The 20722-nt window shown below is 74.2% G+C and carries 17 protein-coding genes; 3 read left to right on the top strand and 14 right to left on the bottom strand.

The window, feature by feature from the left end:
* Positions 1–6: 6 nt before the first annotated feature.
* Complete coding sequence (locus IE219_RS19445) at positions 7–1251, bottom strand: MFS transporter (RefSeq protein WP_189979101.1); 1245 nt, start codon at positions 1249–1251, stop codon at positions 7–9.
* A 127-nt stretch (positions 1252–1378) separates the two neighbouring features.
* Between IE219_RS19445 and IE219_RS19440 the strand changes: the two genes are divergently transcribed.
* Positions 1379–2314: a LysR family transcriptional regulator gene (locus tag IE219_RS19440; protein ID WP_189979099.1), complete on the top strand. Its 936-nt coding sequence runs from the start codon at positions 1379–1381 to the stop codon at positions 2312–2314.
* 15 nt (positions 2315–2329) lie between these two features.
* Here the strand turns inward: IE219_RS19440 and IE219_RS19435 are convergent, their stop codons facing one another.
* The 5 genes from IE219_RS19435 to IE219_RS19415 form a co-directional block, all read right to left on the bottom strand.
* Complete coding sequence (locus tag IE219_RS19435) at positions 2330–2878, bottom strand: GNAT family N-acetyltransferase (protein ID WP_189979096.1); 549 nt, start codon at positions 2876–2878, stop codon at positions 2330–2332.
* A gap of 9 nt (positions 2879–2887) precedes the next feature.
* Positions 2888–4645, bottom strand: coding sequence for an ATP-binding cassette domain-containing protein (locus IE219_RS19430; protein WP_189979094.1), 1758 nt, complete (start codon positions 4643–4645; stop codon positions 2888–2890).
* Positions 4646–4823: 178 nt separating this feature from the next.
* Positions 4824–6458 (bottom strand): ABC-F family ATP-binding cassette domain-containing protein, encoded by a 1635-nt coding sequence (locus IE219_RS19425; protein ID WP_189979093.1) that lies wholly within the window; start codon positions 6456–6458, stop codon positions 4824–4826.
* A 300-nt stretch (positions 6459–6758) separates the two neighbouring features.
* Positions 6759–8000, bottom strand: a complete 1242-nt coding sequence (locus IE219_RS19420) for an MFS transporter (RefSeq protein WP_189979091.1) — start codon at positions 7998–8000, stop codon at positions 6759–6761.
* Positions 7997–9325, bottom strand: a complete 1329-nt coding sequence (locus tag IE219_RS19415; RefSeq protein ID WP_189979088.1) for a GH1 family beta-glucosidase — start codon at positions 9323–9325, stop codon at positions 7997–7999. Before IE219_RS19415 ends, IE219_RS19420 begins: the two co-directional genes overlap by 4 nt.
* Positions 9326–9553: 228 nt before the next feature.
* Between IE219_RS19415 and IE219_RS19410 the strand changes: the two genes are divergently transcribed.
* Complete coding sequence (locus tag IE219_RS19410) at positions 9554–10240, top strand: LamG domain-containing protein (protein ID WP_189979087.1); 687 nt, start codon at positions 9554–9556, stop codon at positions 10238–10240.
* A 19-nt stretch (positions 10241–10259) separates the two neighbouring features.
* Here the strand turns inward: IE219_RS19410 and IE219_RS19405 are convergent, their stop codons facing one another.
* The 8 genes from IE219_RS19405 to IE219_RS19370 form a co-directional block, all read right to left on the bottom strand.
* Positions 10260–10964, bottom strand: coding sequence for a tyrosine-protein phosphatase (locus IE219_RS19405; RefSeq protein WP_189979085.1), 705 nt, complete (start codon positions 10962–10964; stop codon positions 10260–10262).
* Between the two features lie 73 nt (positions 10965–11037).
* On the bottom strand, positions 11038–12684 hold the full coding sequence (locus tag IE219_RS19400; RefSeq protein ID WP_189979083.1) for an ADP-ribosyltransferase domain-containing protein: 1647 nt from the start codon (positions 12682–12684) through the stop codon (positions 11038–11040).
* Positions 12685–12745: 61 nt separating this feature from the next.
* Positions 12746–13528: a macro domain-containing protein gene (locus IE219_RS19395; protein ID WP_189979081.1), complete on the bottom strand. Its 783-nt coding sequence runs from the start codon at positions 13526–13528 to the stop codon at positions 12746–12748.
* 116 nt (positions 13529–13644) lie between these two features.
* Entirely contained in the window at positions 13645–15282 is a 1638-nt protein-coding gene (locus tag IE219_RS19390) for a DEAD/DEAH box helicase (protein ID WP_189979079.1), read from the bottom strand.
* Between the two features lie 91 nt (positions 15283–15373).
* Positions 15374–15577: a cold-shock protein gene (locus IE219_RS19385; RefSeq protein WP_189979077.1), complete on the bottom strand. Its 204-nt coding sequence runs from the start codon at positions 15575–15577 to the stop codon at positions 15374–15376.
* Between the two features lie 255 nt (positions 15578–15832).
* A complete protein-coding gene (locus IE219_RS19380; protein ID WP_189979075.1) occupies positions 15833–17110 on the bottom strand; it encodes a serine hydrolase domain-containing protein in 1278 nt (425 codons plus the stop codon).
* Positions 17111–17443: 333 nt separating this feature from the next.
* On the bottom strand, positions 17444–18181 hold the full coding sequence (locus IE219_RS19375; protein ID WP_189979073.1) for a dienelactone hydrolase family protein: 738 nt from the start codon (positions 18179–18181) through the stop codon (positions 17444–17446).
* Positions 18182–18383: 202 nt separating this feature from the next.
* Positions 18384–20000, bottom strand: coding sequence for an alpha/beta hydrolase (locus IE219_RS19370; RefSeq protein WP_189979071.1), 1617 nt, complete (start codon positions 19998–20000; stop codon positions 18384–18386).
* Between the two features lie 342 nt (positions 20001–20342).
* Here IE219_RS19370 and IE219_RS19365 point away from each other — a divergent pair, with 342 nt between their 5' ends.
* Positions 20343–20648: a WhiB family transcriptional regulator gene (locus IE219_RS19365; protein ID WP_189979069.1), complete on the top strand. Its 306-nt coding sequence runs from the start codon at positions 20343–20345 to the stop codon at positions 20646–20648.
* Positions 20649–20722 lie beyond the last annotated feature (74 nt).

The raw sequence follows: 20722 nt of genomic DNA, 5'->3' as shown, positions 1-20722 counted from the left end.
GGTGGGTCAGGGCGTGGTGGGGGCCGGGTGCCGGTGGTCGGGCGGGGTGCGGGTGGGGCGGGGAAGCAGGAGCGGGGTGGCAAGGACGAGGAGTCCCGCGACAGTGAGGGCGGTGCGCGGGGTGGTGACGGTGGCGAGGAGGCCGCCGAGGGCGGTGAGGGTGGCGATGGCCGCCTGCTGGGCGACGGACCACGCCGCCAGGGTGCGGGTGACGAGGTGGTCGGGGGTGTGTTCGAGCCGGTAGGTGGCGAGGACGGGGGTGTAGAGGCTCATGTTGATGATGATCGCCAGCTCTACGGCGATCACCGTGACGAGGCCGATCGCTCCGGGACGCACGAAGGCCAGGCCGATCAGCCAGACGGCGCGGAGGGTGCCGACGGTCCGCAGGACGCGGTGCCGGCCGTGGCGGGCCACGACGCGGGGGGCCAGGCGGGAACCGATGAGGCCGCCGAGGCAAGGGACGGCGAAGGCGAGACCGTACTGCCAGGGCGGGAAATGGAGCTCGTCGAGGAGGAGGACGGCCAGGAGGGGTTCGGTGGCCATGATCAGGCCGGAGACCAGCATGTTGTTGAGGCAGAGCGCGCGCAGGACGGGGTCGCCCGCGATGTGGCGCCGGCCGTCGAGCATCGCCCGGATCCGGGGCCGCTTCCCGTCGGTGGGGCGCGGGGCCTCCTCGCCGCCGCCGATCGCGGTGAGGCCGAGGGCGGAGAGCAGGTGGCTGAGGGCGTCGGCGGTCACCGTGACGACCGGGCCGAGGAGGCCGATCGCCGCCCCGCCGAGCGGGGGGCCGATCGCGATGGAGCTCCAGTTCGTGAACTCGAAGCGGGCCTGGGCCACGAGCAGGTCGTCCGGGCGCACCAGTGCCTTGAGGTAGGCGCCGGAGGCGGCGCCGAAGGTGATCCTGGCGGCGGCGGTCGCGGTGGAGAGGACGAGCAGGTGGGCGAAGCCAAGGTGGCCGAGGGCGTAGGCGGCCGGGACCGTCGCGAGGGCGGCGCACCGGGCCAGGTCCATGGCGATCATGACCGGGCGCTTGCGGCGGAACTCCACCCAGGGGGCGACCGGCACCGCGATCAGCGCGCCCACCGCCGGTCCGACCGCGGAGAGGGCGGCCACCTCGGCGGGGCCCGCGTGCAGCACGAGGACGGCGATCATCGGCAGCGCCCCGAAGCCGAGGCCGGAGCCGTACGCGCTGACGGCGTAGGCCGCCCACAGCCAGCCGAAGCGCCGGCCCAGTCGTCGCCCGTCCGCCATGCCGTTCGCTCCCTCGTGGACAAGTCCTTGTTGGCCAGGGAGAGCTAAACGAGCGGTCCCTTCGCAGGTCAAACAACCGTTTGGGCCGTTCTTCACAACTGTGGGTTGTTCTCTAAGGTGGGCCGGTATGGACCTCGAAGCGGTACGCACCTTCGTCGCCGTGGCGGAGACGGGACAGTTCCGGAGGGCTTCCGTCGATCTGGCGCTCACCCAGCAGGCGGTCTCCAAACGGGTCGCCGTGCTGGAGCGGGAGCTGGGGGTGCGGTTGTTCGTCCGGACGCCGCACGGGGCGGAGCTGACCATCGACGGGCAGGCGTTCCTGCCGCACGCGCGGGAGCTGCTGCGCGCCGCCGAGCGGGCGGTGGCGTCCGTACGGGCCGGGCGGCGCCCGCTGCGGGTCGACGTGCTCAATTCGCGGGGTGCGGCGTCGGGGCTGATGCGCGGTTTCCACCGGGCGCATCCCGAGGTCGAGCTGGACGTGCTGATGATGTTCGACATCGAGGCGGCCGTCGCCGCGATCCGGTCCGGGGCGATCGACGCGTCGTTCCGGGCGGTCGTCGCGCCCGGGCGGCCGCTGCCGGAGGACATCGTGTCCGTACGGGTGCTCGACGAGCCGCTTCAGCTCCTCACCGGGCCCCGGCACGCGCTGGCGCGGGCCCGGTCGGTGTCCGTGGCGGAGCTCGCCGGGCACCGGATCTGGATGCCCGGCATCGTGCCGGGCACGGAGTGGGCCGCCTACTACGACGACCTGGTCGCCGAGTTCGGGCTCGGCATCGAGGCGACGGGGCCCAATTTCGGGTCCGACGCGCTCCTCGACACCATCGCCGACACCCCCGCGCTGGCGACCTTCATGAGTGAGCAGACCCGGCTGGTGTGGCCCGCGGGGCACGGTCTGCGCCGTATTCCGGTGACCGGTCCGACGCCCGTCTATCCGCACTCGCTGCTGTGGCACCGGGACAATCCCCACCCGGCGCTGGTCGCGCTCCGGGCCCATCTCGCCGCGACGGGCACCGGGCACGACGCGGCCGGGACCTGGCGGCCGGGATGGGTGCTCCCCCGCTGAGTCGGAGCGGCGGGGTCAGGCGGCGGGGGCGGCCGGAGGGCGTACGCCGAACCACTGCTCGGCGCCGTACTCCTCGTACCGCTCCCGCTCGGTGAAGCCGAGCTTGCCGGCGAGGCGCAGCGCGCGGGCGTTTGCGGTCTGGGTGGAGAGGACCACCGGTTCGCCGGGGAGCGCGGCGGTGAACCAGTCGAGGACCGCCGCGCACGCCTCGGCGGCGTATCCGCGGCCCCACGCGGTGGGCAGGAACAGGTAGCCGAGTTCGGTCTCCCCCGCCTCCGGGCGGATGTGGCCCGGGCGCTCCGGGGCGCGGGGGTCGAGCGTGACCATGCCGATCATCGTGCCGTCGTGTTCGACGACGAAGCAGCCGGGGCGGCGGCCGGGGACCTCGGGCACGGCACCTTCGAGGTCGGCGCGCGGCCGGTGGCCGCCGATGTGGGTGCCGACCTCCGGCGAGGCGAAGAGGTCGATGAAGGCGGCGCGGTCGCGGGCCTCGGAGACGCGGAGCACGAGCCTCTCGGTGCGTATCGGGGCGGGGGGCCAGGTGTCGGGTCCGAGCGTGGTCATGGCGGCAACCTATCGCACGGTCTCGGGGCCGGTGGACGGGAAATCCCTTGGCCCGGTGGCGGGTTGCAAGTGGATTTCGCGGCCTTGCCAGCGGCGGCGGAGCCATCGGTCGTGGCCGGCGACGACGACCGCGCCGGGGCCGGTGGCCATGGCTTCCTCCAGTTCGTCGCAGAGGGCGGGCGAGAGGTGGTTGGTGGGTTCGTCGAGGAGCAGGAGGTGCGGCGGGTCGGCCAGGAGCAGGGCCAGGGCGAGGCGGCGGCGCTGGCCCACGGAGAGGTGTCCGACCTCCTTGTCCAGGTCGGCGGGGTGCAGGAGGCCGAGCGAGTCCAGGGGGACCGCTTCGGCGCGGGCGGGACCGAGGATCCGGTCGTAGGTGTCGCGGGCCGTGCGGTCAGGGCGGGCGAAGGCGGTGTCCTGGGTCAGGAGGCCGACGGTCGGGCCGGGGCGGCGGTGGAGGCGGCCCTCGGGGGTGAGGTGGCCGGCGAGGACGGCGAGGAGGGTCGACTTGCCCGTGCCGTTGCCGCCGGTGACGAGCAGTCGGTCGGTCGCCGTGACGTCCAGGGTGGTGGGTGCGAGCCGGCCGGGGACGTGGACGTCGCGGAGGGAGAGGAGGGGGAGGGTGGTGTCCTTCGGGGCCGTGGTGTCCTCCGGGGCGGTGGCCCCTTCCGGGGCCGTGGTCCCCTTCGGGCCTGTGGTCTTTGCCGGGTCCGTGGTCTGTTCGGGGGGCGCGGTCAGGGGGCGGAGGGTGAGGCGGAGGAGGCGGGGCGGGGCGGGGGTTCGGGTGCGTTCGAGTTCCGCCAGGCGGCGGGTGGCGTCGCGGACCCGGCGGGAGACCTGGCTCTGGACGCGGCCGGCCCGGTGGCCGTACCCCATCTTCTCGTTGTCGGTGGGGCCCCGGTCGGGGGCCAGGCGGTGCGCGGTGACGCGGGCGGTGACGCGCAGTGCGTCGCGTTCGCGTTCCTCCTGGGCGTGGCGCCGTTCCCAGCGGTCCCGTTCGGCGCGTTTCTGGGCGAGGTAGGCGCTGTAGTTGCCGCCATACCGTACGGGGCCGTCCGGGGACGGGTCGAGGTCGATCAGGTCGGTGCAGACGGCGTCGAGGAAGGCCCGGTCGTGGCCGGCCACGACGGCGGTGCCGGGGAGGAGGCGGAGCTGTTCCTCCAGGAAGGCGGCGGCCTGGTCGTCGAGGTGGTTGGTGGGTTCGTCGAGGAGGAGGGCCGGGGGGCGGCGTGCGAGGAGGGCGGCGAGGGCCAGGCGGCCGCGCTGGCCTCCGGAGAGGGTGTCGAGGGTGCGGTCGGGGGTGAGGGAGCCGAGGCCCAGGCCGTCGAGGACGAGGGCGGCGCGGCGGTCGGCGTCCCAGGATTCCCGGTCCTGGGCCTGTTCGAGCCGGCTGCCGTAGGCGTCGAGGAGGTGGGGGTGGGCGGGATCGTCCTCGGGGGTGCGGGCGAGCACGGTGCCCAGCCGGTCGAGTGCGGCGAGGTCCTCGCGGGCTTCGCGGAGGGCGTCGTCCAGGACGGCGGCGAGGGTGGTCGCGGGGGCGTGGGGCATCTCCTGGTGGAGGAAGCCCAGGCCGTCGGGGCGGGTGACGGTTCCGGCGTCGGGGGTGTCGGTGCCGGCGAGGAGGCGCAGCAGGGTGGACTTCCCGGTGCCGTTCTCGCCGATCAGGCCGATGCGGCGGCCGGGGGCGGCGGTCAGGCTGACGCCGTCGAGGACGCGGCGGCCGCCCAGGACGCGGACGAGGTCGTGGGCGAGGAGCGCGGGTCGGGGCATGGGGGTTCTCCGGAGGGGTCGGGGAGCGGCCCGCCGGGCGTACGGCTCCGGGCGCGGGCGGTGGGACGGGGCCGGGCGCGGCGGGGGGCGGCCTGAGGGGCGGCGCGGTGGGGTGGCCCGAAGGGCGGCGTGCCGGCCGGGTCCGGTCGGCGCGCCGCCCCTGGTGGGTGGCCGCGGGTCAGGCGGTGGGGGCCCCGGTCTCCTTGAGGGTGCCGTCGGCGAGGCGGAGCCAGCGGTCGACGCCGATCTCGGCGAGGAAGCGCTCGTCGTGGCTGATGACGAGGAAGGCGCCCTGGTAGGAGTTGAGGGCGCTCTCCAGCTGGCCGGTGCTGACGAGGTCGAGGTTGTTGGTCGGCTCGTCGAGGATGAGCAGGTGGGGGGCGGGTTCGGCGCACAGGACGCAGGCGAGGGTGGCGCGCAGGCGTTCGCCGCCGGAGAGGACGCGGACGGGGAGGTGGGCGCGGGGGCCGCGGAAGAGGAAGCGGGCGAGGATGTTCATCCGCTCGGCCTCGGGGCGTTCGGGGGCGAAGGCGGCGAAGTTCTCCGCGACGGTGCGGTCGAGGTCGAGGAGGTCGAGGCGCTGGGAGAGGTGGGCGATGCGGCCGTCGTTGCGGGTGGCCGTTCCGCCGTCGGGGGTGAGGTCGCCGGTGATCAGGCGCGTCAGGGTGGTCTTCCCGGCGCCGTTGGGGCCGGTCAGGGCGATGCGTTCGGGGCCCCGGATGCTCAGGTCGATGCCGCCGGGGGCGAACACGTCCTGGTCGCCGAGGCGTACGGTCATGCCTTCGCCGAGGAAGAGGGTGCGGCCGGCGGGGACCTGGGTGTCGGGGAGTTCCAGGGTGAGGCGCTGTTCGTCGCGCAGGGCGCGGCCGGCCTCGTCGAGGCGGGCCTTGGCCTCGCCGACCCGGCCGGCGTGCATCTGGCCGGCGCGGCCGGCGGATTCCTGGGCGCCGCGCTTCATGTTGCCCGCGAAGATGCGGGGCAGTCCGGCGCTCTTGAGGTTCTTGGCGGCGTTGCTCGCGCGGCGCTCGGCGCGTTCGCGGGCCTGCTGGAGTTCGCGCTTCTCGCGCTTGAGGTCCTGTTCGGCGTTGCGGACGTTCTTCTCCGCGACCTCGCGCTCGGCGCGGACGGCTTCCTCGTAGGCGGTGAAGTCGCCCCCGTACAGCCGTAGTTCGTCGCTGCCGAGTTCGGCGATGCGGTCCATGCGGTCGAGGAGGGCGCGGTCGTGGCTGACGAGGAGCAGGCAGCCCTGGAAGTCGGCGAGGACGTCGAAGAGCTGGTGGCGTGCGTCGGCGTCGAGGTTGTTGGTGGGTTCGTCGAGGAGCAGGACGTCGGGGCGCCGGAGGAGTTGGGCGGCGAGGCCGAGGGAGACGATCTGGCCGCCGCTGAGCGTGCTCAGGGAGCGGTCCAGGGCGAGGCCGGCCAGGCCGAGGCGGTCGAGCTGGGCGCGGGTGCGCTCCTCGATGTCCCAGTCGTCGCCGATGGTGGCGAAGTGCTTCTCGTCGACATCGCCGGATTCGACGGCGTCGAGGGCGCGGATGACGTCGGCGACGCCGAGGACCTCGGCGACGGTGAGGTCTCCGGTCAGCGGCAGGCTCTGCGGGAGGTAGCCGAGGGTGCCCTCGACGAGGACCGTGCCGATGGAGGGCTTCAGTTCGCCCGCGATCAGCTTGAGGAGGGTGGACTTGCCGGAGCCGTTGGGGGCGACCAGGCCGGTGCGGCCGGTGGGCACGGTGAAGGAGAGGTCGTGGAAGACGGGGGTGTCGTCGGGCCAGGCGAAGGAGAGGTGGGAGCAGACGACGGCGGCATCGGACATGGCGGGGCCTCGGAGGGTGCTGGGGGCAGGAAAGGAGAGTCCTCTGCCCTGGGCAGACGGGGGAAGGGGGTACGACGAGACGGGCCACGTCGGGCGGCGCTCCTGGGCGCCTGCCGGTGGCCGTCAGGTCCGGGTCTCACCCGGAGATGTCGTCGTCACCCGCCACGTCTGTCTCCTCGTCGAAAGGCGTCTGTCTCTCTCCAACGTACCAGGTGGCCTGGTGCGTCGAGCGGAATTAACGGCCGGTGCGGGGCGGGGCGGCCCGGTTCCTTCGGAAAGGAGCCGGGAGGGCTGGGCCGTTCAGGCGACGGCTCTGATGCGGCGTACCAGCAGGGCGCCGAGCAGGCCGATGCCGGCCGCCGTCAGGTAGAGGGTCCGGTAGCCGCCCAGGTGGTTGACGAGGGGGGCGGCCAGGGCCGGTGCCGCGACCTGCGGGAGGGAGTTGGCGATGTTGATGACGCCGAGGTCCTTGCCCCGGTCGAGGGCGGTCGGCAGGACGTCCGTCATGAGGGCGAAGTCGACCGAGGTGAAGACGCCGAAGCCGATGCCGAGAAGGGCCGCCGCGACGAGGGCTCCGCTCCAGGTCTGCCAGCAGGCCAGCAGGCCCGTCGCCGCCGCCATGAGCACTCCGGACCAGAGCACGAAGGGCTTGCGGCGGCCGGTGCGGTCGGACCAGATGCCGCCCACGACGACGGTGGCGAGCAGGGTCACGCCGTTGATCGCGGTGAGGACGAGGACGCCGGTCTCCGGGTCCTCGTGGTGCAGCCGGTCGCGCAGGTAGTAGAAGAGGTAGAGCAGGACCAGGGAGTTGCCGAGGTTGATGAGGAAGCGGGTGAGCCAGGCCCAGGCGAGGTCGGGGTGGGTGCGCGGGCTCAGGCGGAAGCCGGCGGCGAAGCCGCGCCAGGACCAGGCGGGCCGGTCGGCCGCGGCGAGCCGCAGGTCGGGGTGGCGCAGGACGTACGGGGCGACGCCGAGCAGGGTGAACACGGCGCAGGCCGCGTATCCCGCCGCCACTCCCCCGGCCGCCGTCGCGAGGCCGGTGCCGCCGACCACGCCGAGGATCTGCGCGGCGCCGAGCCAGCCGCCGACCGCGCCCCGCTGGCCGCGCGGCACCCGGTCGGGGACGGCGGCGGTCACGGCGGCGAAGGCGGCGTTGAGGGTGAGCTGCACCAGGCCCCAGCCCAGGAAGAGGATCCAGACCGCGTCCGCGGCGCCGAGGAGCAGCAGGGACAGCGCGCCGCCCGCCGTACCGGCGACGATCCACGGGGTGCGGCGCCCGTACCGTGACGCGGTCCGGTCGGAGACCGCTCCGAACAGCGGGTTCGCGGCCAGCGAGACCACCGCGCCGACGCCGGTCACCCAGGCGAGCAGCGATTCCTTCGACAGGCCCGTGCCGGGCGCGAAGTGCTCGGACTGCCGGGCGAGCAGGATCTGGAGCGGGCCGTACCAGCCCACCCAGATCGCGCCGTTGGCCAGCGACAGCGCGGTCGTCCAGCCGCGCCCGACCCGTTCGACCGGCTCCTCCAGGGCGGCGGCGGTCATGCCCGCTGGGCTCTCAGCGCGTCGCGCAGCCAGCCGTACGACGCCTTCGGGGTGCGCTTCTGGGTGGCGTAGTCGACGTGGACGAGGCCGAAGCGCTTCGTGTAGCCCTCGGCCCACTCGAAGTTGTCCAGGAGCGACCAGACGAAGTAGCCGCGGACGTCGACGCCCGCCGCCATCGCCCGGTGCAGGGCCCGCAGGTGCCCGTCCAGGTAGGCGATGCGCTCCTGGTCGTCGAGTCCTTCGTAGGCGCAGCCGTTCTCGGTGATGACGAGGGGCGGCAGCCGGTCGCCGTAGCGGTCGCGGAAGGCGGTGAGGAGGTCGGCGAACGCGTCGGGGACGACCGGCCAGCCGAAGTCCGTCGTGGGGTAGCCCTCGATGGGCTGGAGGGAGAAGGGCAGGCCGGCGGGGAGGGTGACGCCGGAGAACTCCACGTCGTCGGCGGTGGGCGCGCCCGCCTTCGTCGGCTGGTAGAAGTTGATGCCGTACCAGTCGAGGGTGTCCTCGGAGATCACCTTCAGGTCGGCGGCGACGTCGCCGGGCATGAGGTCGCCGAAGCCGTCCGGGTAGCGGCCCAGCAGCAGGGGGTCGGAGAAGAGGCGGTTGAGGATGAGGTCGTAGAGGTCGGCGGCCTCGGTGTCGGCCGGTCCGTCGGAGGCGGGCCAGGTCGGGCCGTGGGAGTTGGCGATGCCGATGTCGGTGGCGCCGGCCGCGCGCAGCACCCGGGCGGCGAGGCCGTGGGCGAGGAGCTGGTGGTGGGCGGCGGGCAGGGCGTCGAAGAGGAGCTTGTGGCCGGGCGCGTGCTCGCCGAGGGCGTGGCCCAGGAGGGTGTGCTCGGCGGGCTCGTTGAGGGTGATCCACTTCTGGACGCGGTCGCCGAGGCGCGCCGCGACGGTCTCGGTGTGGGCGGCGAAGCGGGAGGCGGTGTCCCGGTCCAGCCAGCCGCCAGCGGCCTCGATCTCGGAGGGCAGGTCCCAGTGGAAGAGGGTCGGCACCGGCCGGATCCCCTGGGCGCACAGCTCGTCGACCAGCCGGTCGTAGAAGTCGAGTCCGCCGGGGGCGAGGACCCGGGGCCAGGAGACGGAGAAGCGGTACGCGTCCACGCCGAGGTCGCGCATGAGCGCCACGTCCTCGCGGTAGCGGGCCACGTGGTCGCAGGCGGTGTCGGCGGTGGAGCCGTCCCTGATCCGGCCGGGTTCGGCGGCGAAGTCGTCCCACACCGAGCGGGCGCGGCCGTCGACGGCGCCTTCGATCTGATGGGCGGAGGTGGAGACGCCCCACAGGAAATCGGGCGGGAAGGACGGGAGCGCTTCAGGAGTGGCCGACATGGACGCGATCCTCTGTACCGGCCGGTAGGAAGTCAACAGTCCTGCGTGGAATGGGTGTTGCCGTCCTCGGAGCGCGTGTGCGGAGGGCGGGCTCCGGGTGTCGTCCGCCACCCCCTTCCGGATACGGAGCGTGGCGGGTTCTCGACAGGGAGGGAGGGATTCCGCATGAGTGGGGCGGGGGTGGGCAGGAAGGCCGGAGACCGTCGTTCCGTCCGGACAGGAGCCACCATGCCCCTTTCCTCCCCCACTCCTCCCCCCGCCGGCGAGCCGGTGTTCACCGCCGACTTCGCCTCTTCCGAACAGTGGGTCGCCGGCCGTTCCTGGGCCTATCCCGGCGGAGGCCCGGTCAACCCGCGCGACAACAAGCTGGACCACCTGGTCGCCGATCCCGCCCACAGCCGCTCGGGGACGTTCCGCGCGACCCGGCGGCGCGACGGCCTGTGGGACACCGGGCTCCTGACGACGGAGGGCAGTGCCGAGGGGTTCCAGGTGCGGACCGGGGACATCCTGGAGGCGCGGGTGCGGCTGCCCGAGGAGACGGGGGCCTGGCCCGCGATCTGGACGTGGCGGGACGGCGGGCAGGAGGTCGACGTCTTCGAGTACCACCCGGACAACCCGGACCTGCTGGAGCTGTCCAACCGGGTGCGGGGCACGTACCGCTACCACCGCTCGCCCGAGATCCGCCCCGGCGGCTGGGTGGACCTGCGCATCTCGTTCGGCACGCGGTCCGTGGTGTGGTGGGTCGACGGCCGGCGGGTCTTCTCCGACGGGCGGGGGGTCGGCCGCTCCTGGCACGCCTATCTGATCGTCAACCTCTCCGTGTGCGCGGGGCGGTATCACCCCGCGCCCGATCCGGAAACCCGCGAGATGTCCTTCGAGGTGTCCGGACTGCGGGTGTTCCGGAACGGGGGGTGAGCGGCGGGCGGGTCGCGGCTCAGATGCCGGGGGTACCGACGGGCAGGGCCGCGAGGTCCTGTTCCGTGGCGCCCCGGGTGCGGAGGTAGGCGGGGAGGGAGCCGTGGTGGCTGCGGATCCAGAGCAGGGCGCGGGCCAGGTGGGCGGCGGTGACCGGGCGGGTGTTGTGGCCGCGCGGGGCCGGGGAGGAGAGCGGGGGTTCGGAGAGTCCCAGGGCGGTGTTGGAGCGCAGGAAGTCCTCGGTCACCGACTCCTCCGGCGCTCCGAAGAGGGTCTGGACGAGGGCGACCACGACGCCGGTGCGGTCCTTCCCCGAGGCGCAGTGGACCAGGACCGGGGCGCCGTCCCCGGCGGCCAGCCGCCTGAGCACCGCCAGGACGGCGCGGCCCGCGTGCTCGGCCATCGCCGGATAGAGGGCCATCTGCTCGTCCGGCCACCGCTGCTCGGCGAAGACCGGGACGTGCAGGTGGGTGAGGGGGATGCCGTGCAGGACGTCCGGGCGGTCGGCGGTCTCGGGGCCGCTGCGCAGGTCCACGACCGTGCGCACCCCGAGGCCGGTCAGCTCCCGCGCGCCGCGCGCCGACAGGGTGTGCAGCGCGCCGGAGCGGTAGAGGACGCCGGACGGCAGTGCCCCGAGGCCGCCGGCGTCCCGGAAGTTCCGCACCCCGTCGACGCCGGTCCCCGCCGGGGTTCCCACCGTGCTTCCCGCCTCGTCGATCTTCATCGGCCCACTGTACGTTCCCGCTGGTCGGCGGGGTGCGGTGGGGCGAGGGGGTGACGGGGACGGGCGGGGCGGGTCAGGAGACGAGGCGGGTCTCCACCTCCCGCAGCCGCACCGTGCACAGGCCCCCGCGCTCGGCCTTCACGTCGGTGACCTCCAGCTGGGTGCCCGGGGTGAGGATGTACTCCTCCTCGCCGGTGAAGGCGGAGAAGTCGCGGATGCCCACCGCGCGGGCCGGCGTCACCTCGAACAGCGTGCGCTTGCCCCGGCTGCCGAGGAAGGAGCGGGCGACGCCCGGCTCGGAGGTGCAGGAGGAGACGCCCCACCAGGTGACCGTCGAGCCGACGGGGTACTGGGTGCGCAGGTCCAGGGCGACGCCGCGCCACAGCGGTTCGGTCCGGACCGGGAGCGAGTCCACCGCCGAGAACAGCAGGCGCAGGTAGGGCAGGTACGGGATCACCCGGTCGCGGTCCGGGGAGCGCAGGACGGCGTTGATGTCCCGGTAGAAGCCGGACTCGCAGGTGTAGAGGTGGAGGGCGGCGATGGCGTCGGCGGAGGGGCCGGGGCCGGTGCGTTCGTCGGCGCGCCGCTTGCCGAACTCCCGGGAGCGGTCGATGTGCCGGCCGAGTCCGGTGAGGACCGCGGTGACCGGGGCGACGGCCTCGTCGAAGGGGAGCAGCGGGCTGTCGAGGACGCCGGTGAGCGGCGGCAGGACCTGCCCCTCGTCGCGGACGCTGGTGAGCCGCTCCAGGTACAGCTGGTGCAGTTCCATCGTGGAGGCGATGAAGGCGCCCATGCGGGAGGAGACGGCGGCGTCCGGGGCGCCCGGCCCGGTGCCGGGGCCCGCCTGGTCCCAGCCCTTGCTCGGGAGCCAGTCGACCGGTTCGGAACCGAGCGAGAGCAGGGCGTCGTTGACGGTGGCGAAGTGGTCGCCCTCGCAGAAGAGGTCGCCCTGGGCGGCCGGGTTGGCGTGGTCGATGTGGCGGACCTCGACGCCGGGGTAGTTCTTCTCCAGGCGCTGCACCGTCTTCTTCAGGCCGCGGGCGTGGGCGCCCCACCAGGCGAAGACGACGCCGCGGTCCTCGGGGTCCTCGGCCTCCTGCTTGGCGCGGAGGATCTCCTCGACGATCCGCTCGGCGACGGGCCGCCAGAAGGCGGTGTGCCGGTCGGTGGCGAGGGCGCCGTCGGCGCTGGCGGTCAGCGCGGTGTTGAGGAGGAGGACGCCCTGGGTGAGCATGGCCTGGAACCACTCGGGCGGCTGGACCGTGTCGCGCTCCTTGAGGAGGGCGCGGACGTCGGCGATGGGGGTCTTCTTGACGATGCCGTACTTCCACATCGCCGCCGCCTTGATGAGGCAGCGGATGCTGACGACCCGTCCGAACTGGCTGTCCTTCCAGTCGTTGAAGGTGTTGTCGAACATGGCGATGCCGGTGGCGCTCTCCGGCCTCGGGTAGGGGTTCTGGCCGAAGGCGACGACCTTCCACTTGTGCGGCGGGTTCGGCTTGAGCGCCTGGAAGGTGAGCTCGCGGACGGGGACGACCTGCGGGCTGCGGCCGGGGCCGATGAACCGGTCGGCCTCCGGGCGGGCCTCGATCACGGGCTTCAGGAGCGGCAGCCACGCCTCGCCGCCGCCGGCGAAGAGCCCGGCGAGGGCGAGCGGGTCGGCCGGGTCGTGCGGGGCGTCGGGGGCGGGCTGCTGCGGGGGCGTGGTGGCGTCGCTCATGGCGGGACTCCCGGTCGTCGTGGCTGCGGGGTGCGAGGGGCCGGCGGGCTGGGGAGCGGCGTCAGGGGCAGGAGCAGTGCCCTGGGGCGGCGTGCCCTCGGCCGGCACCCCCTTTGGCGACGGCTCCTTTGGCAGCGCCCCCTTGGGCAGCGGCTCCTTTGGCAGCGCCCCCTTCGGCAGCGGCTCCTTTGGGCGGCGTGATCCGGACCCGTGTGGTGGGCGGGGTCAGGTCGACGCCGGAGAGCTGGGCGGTGAGGGTGGCACGGAGCACGTCGTCGTCGTCGAACCAGTGGTCGTGGAAGAGGGCGTGGCCGGTCCACATGAGGTTGGCGCACACCCGGGCCGGGACGCGGCCGGTACGGGCGCCCATGCCGACGAGCGCCACCGAGCGGATGCTGCCGGGCGCCTTCCGGTTCTGCCGGTGGACGGCCTGGAAGGCCGCCGCGCAGGCCATGGCGACGTTGAGGGTGTCGCTCACGTCCTGCGAGGAGGCGACCATGGTCGGCGTCGAGATGACGAAGCGGGGGACGGTCGCCCCGGAGGGGACGCACACGGCGCTGCCGACCGGCATGCTCCCGGCGAAGCGGTCGCGGATGGCGCGCTGGACCCGCAGCTGGATCCCGGCCCCCAGGTGGCGCTTGATGGCGGCGTCGACGCCGCCGTCCATCCGGCCGGCGGCGTTCGTCGGCGTGACCCAGGCGTCCACGTCCTCGTCGAGGATCGAGCCCCGGCGGATCTCGATGCCGGGGACGTCGGCGAAGGCGGCGCGCCACGCCTCGACGACTCCCGTGTCGATGTCCGTCAGGACCACGCGGAGCGTGTCGTGCCCACAGTTCTCGGTCATGGTGCGGTGCCCCCCTGGTGTCAGGAACGATCTTTCGCGACGTCTCCGAAACTAGTGGGCACCACTGACAGAGCCTCCGCGGCCGGGGGCTGCGGAGGCTCTGTCAGTGGGGTGGGTCAGCGGCTCGCGCCGGTGCCGGGGGCGGAGCCCGTACCGCCGGCGCGGGGGCGGCGGGAGCGGCGGCGGTCGGGGGTGGCCGACGCGGTCTTCTTGGCCGCGGGCGCGCCCGCCGCGCGACGGGCGCCGGACCGGGTGCCGGTCTCGGGCGCGTCGCCCGCGGGGGCCGTACCGGGCGCGGGCCGGCGGCCGGTCCGCCTCGGGGCGCCGGTGGCCTTCTTCGCTTCGGTGCCCTCGCCGCCCCGGCGACGGCGGCCCTGGCCCTGGCCGTCGGACGCGGCGGAGGGCTTCCGGGCGCGGCGGGGGGCGGCGGGTGCGGCCTGCTGGGGGATCTCGATGACGACGGGGACCCCAGAGGGTTCGCGGGCGCCGGTGAGGTCGGCCAGCTGGGGGTCGCTGGAGGTGAGGCGGGTGGTGCGGGGGCGGATGCCGGCGACCGTCATGAGGTGGCTGACGTCCTGCTTCTGGGCGGGCAGGACGAGGGTGACCACGCGGCCGGAGTCGCCCGCCCGGGCGGTGCGGCCGCCCCGGTGGAGGTAGTCCTTGTGGTCGGTGGGGGGATCGACGTTGACGACGAGGTCGAGGTCGTCGATGTGCAGGCCGCGGGCGGCGACGTTGGTCGCGACCAGTGCGGTGACCTGGCCGTTCTTGAACTGTTCCAGGGTGCGGTTGCGCTGCGGCTGGGAGCGGCCGCCGTGCAGGGCCGCCGCGCGGACGCCGACGGAGAGGAGCTTCTTGGCGAGCCGGTCGGCCGACCTCTTGGTGTCGAGGAAGAGGATGACGCGGCCGTCGCGGGCGGCGATCCGCGTGGCGACGGCCTTCTTGTCGGTCTCGTCCAGGAGGTGGAGCACGTGGTGCTCCATGGTGGCGACCGCTCCGGCGGAGGGGTCCACGGAGTGGACGACCGGGTCGGCGAGGAAGCCGCGCACCAGCTTGTCGATGTTCCGGTCCAGGGTGGCGGAGAAGAGGAGGCGCTGGCCGTCGGGGCGGACCTGGCGGATCAGCCGGGTGATCTGCGGCAGGAATCCCATGTCGGTCATCTGGTCGGCTTCGTCGAGGACCGTGACGCGCACGTCGCCGAGGACGCAGTCGCCGGTGTCGACGAGGTCGTTGAGGCGGCCGGGGGTGGCCACGACCACTTCGGCGCCGCGCTTGAGGGTCTGCGCCTGCCGGTTCGCGGAGAGGCCGCCGACGACGGTGGCGAGCCGGAGGTTGACGGCGGTCGCGTAGGGGGTCAGGGCGTCGGTGACCTGCTGCGCGAGTTCGCGGGTGGGGACCAGGACGAGGGCGAGGGGCGCCTTGGGCTGCGCGCGCAGGCCGGCCGTGCGGGCGAGCAGGGCGAGGCCGAAGGCGAGGGTCTTGCCGGAGCCGGTGCGGCCCCGCGCGAGTACGTCACGTCCGGCGAGGGCGTCGGGGAGGGTGGCGCCCTGGATCGGGAAGGGTGCCTCGACGCCTTGCGCGGTGAGGGTCTTCAGCAGTGCCGCGGGCATGTCCAGGTCGGCGAAGGACTCGGCGGCGGGAAGGCCGGGAGTGGTGTTCTCCGGCAGCCGGAATTCGTGGGACGCCGGATTCGGCGCGGACTGTCGTGCCGGGGACGACGAGGCGCGCCTGTTCGCCTTCTGGGGCCTGCGGGCCATGTTTCTCTCTCTGCCTTTCCTCGAACAAGCCAAACCGGGGTCCGCACCATGACGGTGCGGACCCCGGCAGCGACGGATACGCGTCCGGCGATCAGGCGGGGACGATGTTCTCCGCCTGCGGGCCCTTCTGGCCCTGCGTGACGTCGAAGCTCACGCGCTGCCCCTCCTGGAGCTCACGGAAGCCGCGGGTCGCGATGTTCGAGTAGTGGGCGAAGACGTCCGGGCCGCCGCCGTCCTGCTCGATGAAGCCGAAGCCCTTTTCCGAGTTGAACCACTTCACGGTTCCCTGTGCCATGATTTTCTCCTTCTGTAGGCAGAGGCCCCATCCGGAGATGCCGGAAAACAAATAATGCGCCTGCGGAGAATCATTCCGGTCAGGCGCACATAGGTTCATGGGTACCACAACTGCAACAATCAAACCGTAGCACGGTCCGGCGTTCCGCGGGGGCGCTTCGGGTGCGCGCGGCGTGTCGCGTCCGGTCCGCGGGGCGCGGCGGAGCGGCGGACGGGTCGCCGGGAGGGGCGCGGGGCTCCTCCCGGCGGTCCGGGGTCAGTGGCGCTCGGGCAGGTCCCGCTCGGCCGGGAGGACGGTGGCGCCGCGGGCCGGGGCGGCGGTGCGGGCGGACGGGGCCGCCGCCGGGGCCTTGCCGCAGAAGGCGGCTTCGAGGGTGCCGCCGAGGACAGTGTTGACGACGCCGCGGTTGGAGGTGTTGGCGACCGCGGAGAGGCTGCGGCGGCCGTCGCGGGTCGAGAAGGTGTACGTGTAGAAGCCCTGGACGGTGCCGGTGTGGCCGAAGACCTGGGTGCCGCAGGAGAGGTCGTAGCGGCGCAGGCCGAGTCCGTAGAAGCGGGTGTTGGTGGCGTCCGTCGGGGTGACGGTCGTCATCGCGTCCATCATCGCCGGGGAGAGCAGCCGGCCGCGCATGAGGGCGCTGGTGAAGGTGTTCAGGTCGGCGGGGGTGGAGATGACGGCTCCGGCGGACTGGGCCCAGGAGACGGTCTGCTCGGTGGAGTCGACCAGCGGGTCGCCGGCCGCGTCCGGGTGCAGGTAGCCGCGGGCGTGCAGGCCGGCGATGCGGGTGTCGGGGTGGACGTAGGAGGTGCCGCGCAGCCTCAGCGGCTTGAAGATCCGCTTCTGGTAGGCGTTGGCGACCGGGCGGCCGGTGAGCTTCTCGATGAGCATGCCGACGACGACGAAGTTGGTGTTCGAGTAGCGGTAGGAGACGCCGGGCTCGGTGGTGCGGGGCTCGGCGAGGGAGAGGCCGACGAGCTCCTGGTAGGTGAAGACGCGGTTCCGCACGGCTTCGAAGCCGGGGACCGTGTCGGCGAACATCGCGTTGGTGTAGTCCGAGAGGCCGCTGCGGTGGGTGAGGAGGTGGCGGACCGTGATGCGGTCGTCGGGCAGCAGGCCGGGCAGGTAGCGGTTGACGGGCTGGTCGAGCTCCAGCCGGCCCTCCTGGACCAGCTGGAGGAGGACGACGGTGGAGAACGTCTTGCTGACGCTGCCGACCCGGAAGCGGGCGTGGATGTCCATGGGGGCGCCCGTCTCGCGGTCCCGGACGCCGGCGGTACGGCTCCGCACCCCGTCGGGGCCGGTGAAGCGGGCCATGGCGCCGGGCGCGCCGTTGGCCATCGCCGCGTCGAGGGCGGCGGCGACGCCGTCCATGTCGGGGGCGGGGGTCGCGGCGGCGGGGGCGGTGGTGGGCGCGGGCCGGGCGGCGGGCTCGGCGGCGAGGGCGGTCGTGGCGGGGACGAGTCCCGCGGCGAGTGCGGTGACCAGGGTGGCGGCGCTCAGGGTCAGGCGGCGTCGGTGCGACGTCAGGGGCACGGTGGGGTTCCTCGGCTTCTCGCGCTTCGTTCGGCGCGGCGCACGGGGTTCGTGGCCGCGGGGCGGGGCGCGTCCGCCGGCGGCGTACCGCGCCCAATGATCATGAGTGGGTTCGGCGGGAAAAAGTTCCAGGCCCCGGGGGCGGTTTCCGGACGGTTCCGGCGAGGACGTCCGTACGGCCCCGGGGCGCGGGCCCCGGGGCCGTACGGACGGGCGGCGCACCCGAAGGTGCACGGCAGGGGATGAAGACCCCGGGGCCGTACGGCCCTGCGGGCGGGTGCCGGGCCCGGGGTGGGGCGGCCCCGGGGTGGTGGGGGTCAGGCGTGGTGGGGGTCAGGCGTGGGTGAGGTGGCGGGTGAAGAAGGCCAGGCTGCTGTCCGGCTCGTGCGGTCGGAGCGCGTCGTGTCCGCCGGGGTGGGCGTGGAGGGTCTTCTCGGCCGAGCCCAGGGCGTCGAAGAGGGCGAGGCCCTGGTCGCGGGGCACCCGTTCGTCGTCCCACTGGAGCAGGAACGTGACCGGAACGGTGATCCCGGCGGCCTCCCCCGCCGAGGCGAGGGCGCCGCCCAGGCCGAGGACCGCGGCGCGGACGCGGGGTTCGGCGGCGACGAAGGGGACGCCGAGGCCGCAGCCGAGCGAGACGCCCCAGTAGCCGACCGGGCCGGGGCCGACGTGGTCGAGCCGCTGGAGGGCGTCCAGGACGGCCCGCCACTCGGGCACGGTCCGGGCGGAGACGAGGGCCTGGAAGCGGGCGATGAGCGGGGCGAGTTCCTCGCCGGCCGCCACGCGGGCCCGGTTCTCGGCCACGAGGCGGTCGTAGGCGGGGACTTTCGGCCGGTCCCCGTGGGCCGGCACGTCGACGGCGGCGACGGCGAAGCCGCCGTCGGCCGCGAAGCGGTGGGCGCGGGCCAGGATCTCGGGGTCCTTCTTGTGCCGGCCGCCGCCGTGGCCCATCAGGATCAGGGGGCGGGGGCCGGTGGAGCCGTCCGGGGTCCACAGGACGCCGGGGACGTCGCCGAGGGTGAAGAGCTGTTCGCGGACGCCGTCGGTGGACGTCTCAGAGGTGATGCGCATGCCGGGGGAAGCCTTCCGGGGTGCCTTGTCCGGGCACTCCCCGGGCCATGCGGGGGAGGGAGGCCCGATCCGTCACAGGGTCGATCGGTCTCACCTCCTCGTCTCGCGGTGCGCACGGCGGCGGGAAACGTATCACGCGGGTCGGGGCGGGTTCCCGGGCGGAGGGGCAGGAGCGTTTCTCCGCCCGGGACCTGAGGGTGACTCAGAAGCCCTTGGGGAGGGCGTGGGGCACCGAGGGCGGCAGCCTGAGGCTGGTCACCGGCTGCCCCGGGGCGGTGCGGCAGGTGGTGTCCGCGGCGGGGAGCCGGCCGGTGGTGAGGTAGTCGGTCGCGGTCCGGTCGGCGCAGCTCCCGGTGCCGTAGACGCCGTGGCCCTCGCCGCCGAGGACGGTGAGCATCCGGGCGCCCTTCATGGTCCGGCGCAGGCCCTGGCCGCTGACCAGGGGCGTCTGGGAGTCCCATTCGTTCTGGAGGATGAGCGCGCGGACGGTGTTGTCGACCGTGGTCGCGGGCTCGCTGCCGGTGCCCCAGAAGGCGCACGGCTTGATGTGGGACGCGAAGTCGCCGTAGAGCGGGTAGGCCGCCTTGTCGCGGATCGCGTCGCGGCGGTAGCGCTCCGGGTCGCGGGGCCAGGCGCGGGTGTCGGCGCAGACGACGGACCAGAAGGCCGCATCGCCGTTGTCCTCGGGGACGGCCCGGGTGAAGGACGGCGGGAGGGTGCGGGGCGGGGCGGACCGGCGGAGCGGGGCCGGGGTGCCGCCGTCGGCGGCCCGCTTGATCCGGGCGACGGCGTCGGCGGCGTACTCGGGTTCGAAGAACAGCGGGCGGAGGGTGCGGATGTCGTCGCCGCTCAGGGGGGTGCCGTCGAGGACGACGGGGTCGCGGTCGGCGCGGGCGACGAGGTCCCAGAAGGCGGCGCGGACCTCGGCGGGGGTGTCGCCGAGCCCGTAGGCGGCGTCGCGGGCCGCGGTCCATTCGGTCCAGCGGGTGAAGGCGGGTTCGGCGCCCTCGGCCCACACCTGGATCATGCCCCGCCAGATGCGTGCCGGGTCGACGGCGCTGTCGAGGACGAACCGGTCGGCGCGGCGCGGGAAGAGCTGGGTGTAGACGGCGCCGAGGTAGGTGCCGTAGGAGAAGCCCAGGTAGGAGATCTTCTTCTCGCCGAGGACGGCGCGGACGACGTCCATGTCCCGGGCGGTGTTGCGGGTGTTGAGGTGGGGCAGGACGCCTCGGCCGGCCTTGCGGCACTTCTCGGCCACGGTCCGCGCCCAGGCGACGTCCTTGGTCCAGGTGGCGGCCTTGTAGGAGCGCTGCCAGTTCGTCTCCTCGGGTGTCAGGCCGCAACCGACGGGTGAGCTCTGCCCGACGCCGCGCGGGTCGAAACCGATGAGGTCGTACTGCCGCTTGACGGCGTCCGGCAGTTCGGCGCCGAGGTAGAGGGGCATGTCGAGGCCCTGGCCGCCGGGGCCGCCGGGGTTGATGAGGAGGACGCCGCGCCGCTCCCGGGGGCTGGTGGCCTTGATCCGGGAGATCGCGAGGTCGAGGGTCCGGCCCCCGGGGCGGGCGTAGTCGAGGGGGACCTTGACGGTGGCGCACTCGAACTCGGCCGGGGTCTGGGCGTCGCAGCGGGCCCAGCGCGGCTTCTGCCGGGTGTACGGGGCCGGGACGGCGAGGGTGTCGGCCGCCGCGGTGGCCGTGGCGGCGGGCGGGGCGGCGGTCGTGGGCGCGGGGGGCGGGGCGGCGGTGGCGGCGGGTGTCAGGACGGGCAGGAGCGTCGCGGCGACGGCGAGCGCCACGACGGGCACGGTGCGGTTTCGCAAGGGTGGTCGGTTCCTCACGGGTGCGGGTCGGGTGTGCGTTCGACAGCACCCTTCCTGGTAACTCCCGGGTAGGGAAGGCACCTTGAGGCCGTATCGGCGTACGACTCCAGGAGGAGGCGGCGGGTGGGGATCGTCCCGGAGGCGGCGAACCCGGCGGGGTGTTCTCGCGTCGGGGTCCGTTTCCGTGGACGCCGGGCGCGGGGCGGGGGTTGCCCGCCGGGGATCACCCGATGGGGGGAAGCACGGGGCGACTTGTGGACCTTCGGCACGTGCCTCCGTAGCGTTCCTGGCCTGTCGGGGCCCGTCGGTGGGACGGGGCCCAGGTGGTCGGTGAGGGGGGCCATGAACGGGAGTTGGATGTCGTCCGGGCTGTGTCGGACGGCGGGCGCGGACGAACTGTTCGTCGAGGGAACGGCCCAGAACCGGGCCAAGACGCTGTGCACGGGCTGCCCGGTGCGGGCCGAGTGCCTGGCGTACGCGCTGGACGGGCGGATCGAGCACGGGGTGTGGGGCGGGATGACCGAGCGCGAGCGCCGGGCCCTGCTGAAACGCCGGTCCACGGTCCGGTCGTGGTCACGCCTCCTGGAGGCGGCCCGCCGGGAGCACGAGAGCGGCGGCGCGGTGGTGGCGGAGCGGCGCACGGCGTGAGGCGCCGAGGGGGCGCGCGATCCCGGGGCGGCGGCCCCGACCCGTCGGCCGGCCGGTTCGGTGCCGGTCGGATG

It is taken from the genome of Streptomyces termitum (assembly GCF_014650175.1).
GTDB classification, from domain to species: Bacteria; Actinomycetota; Actinomycetes; order Streptomycetales; family Streptomycetaceae; genus Streptomyces; species Streptomyces termitum.
The sequence above is the reverse complement of the archived record's forward strand: the minus strand, read 5'-3'. Positions and strand labels throughout refer to the sequence as shown.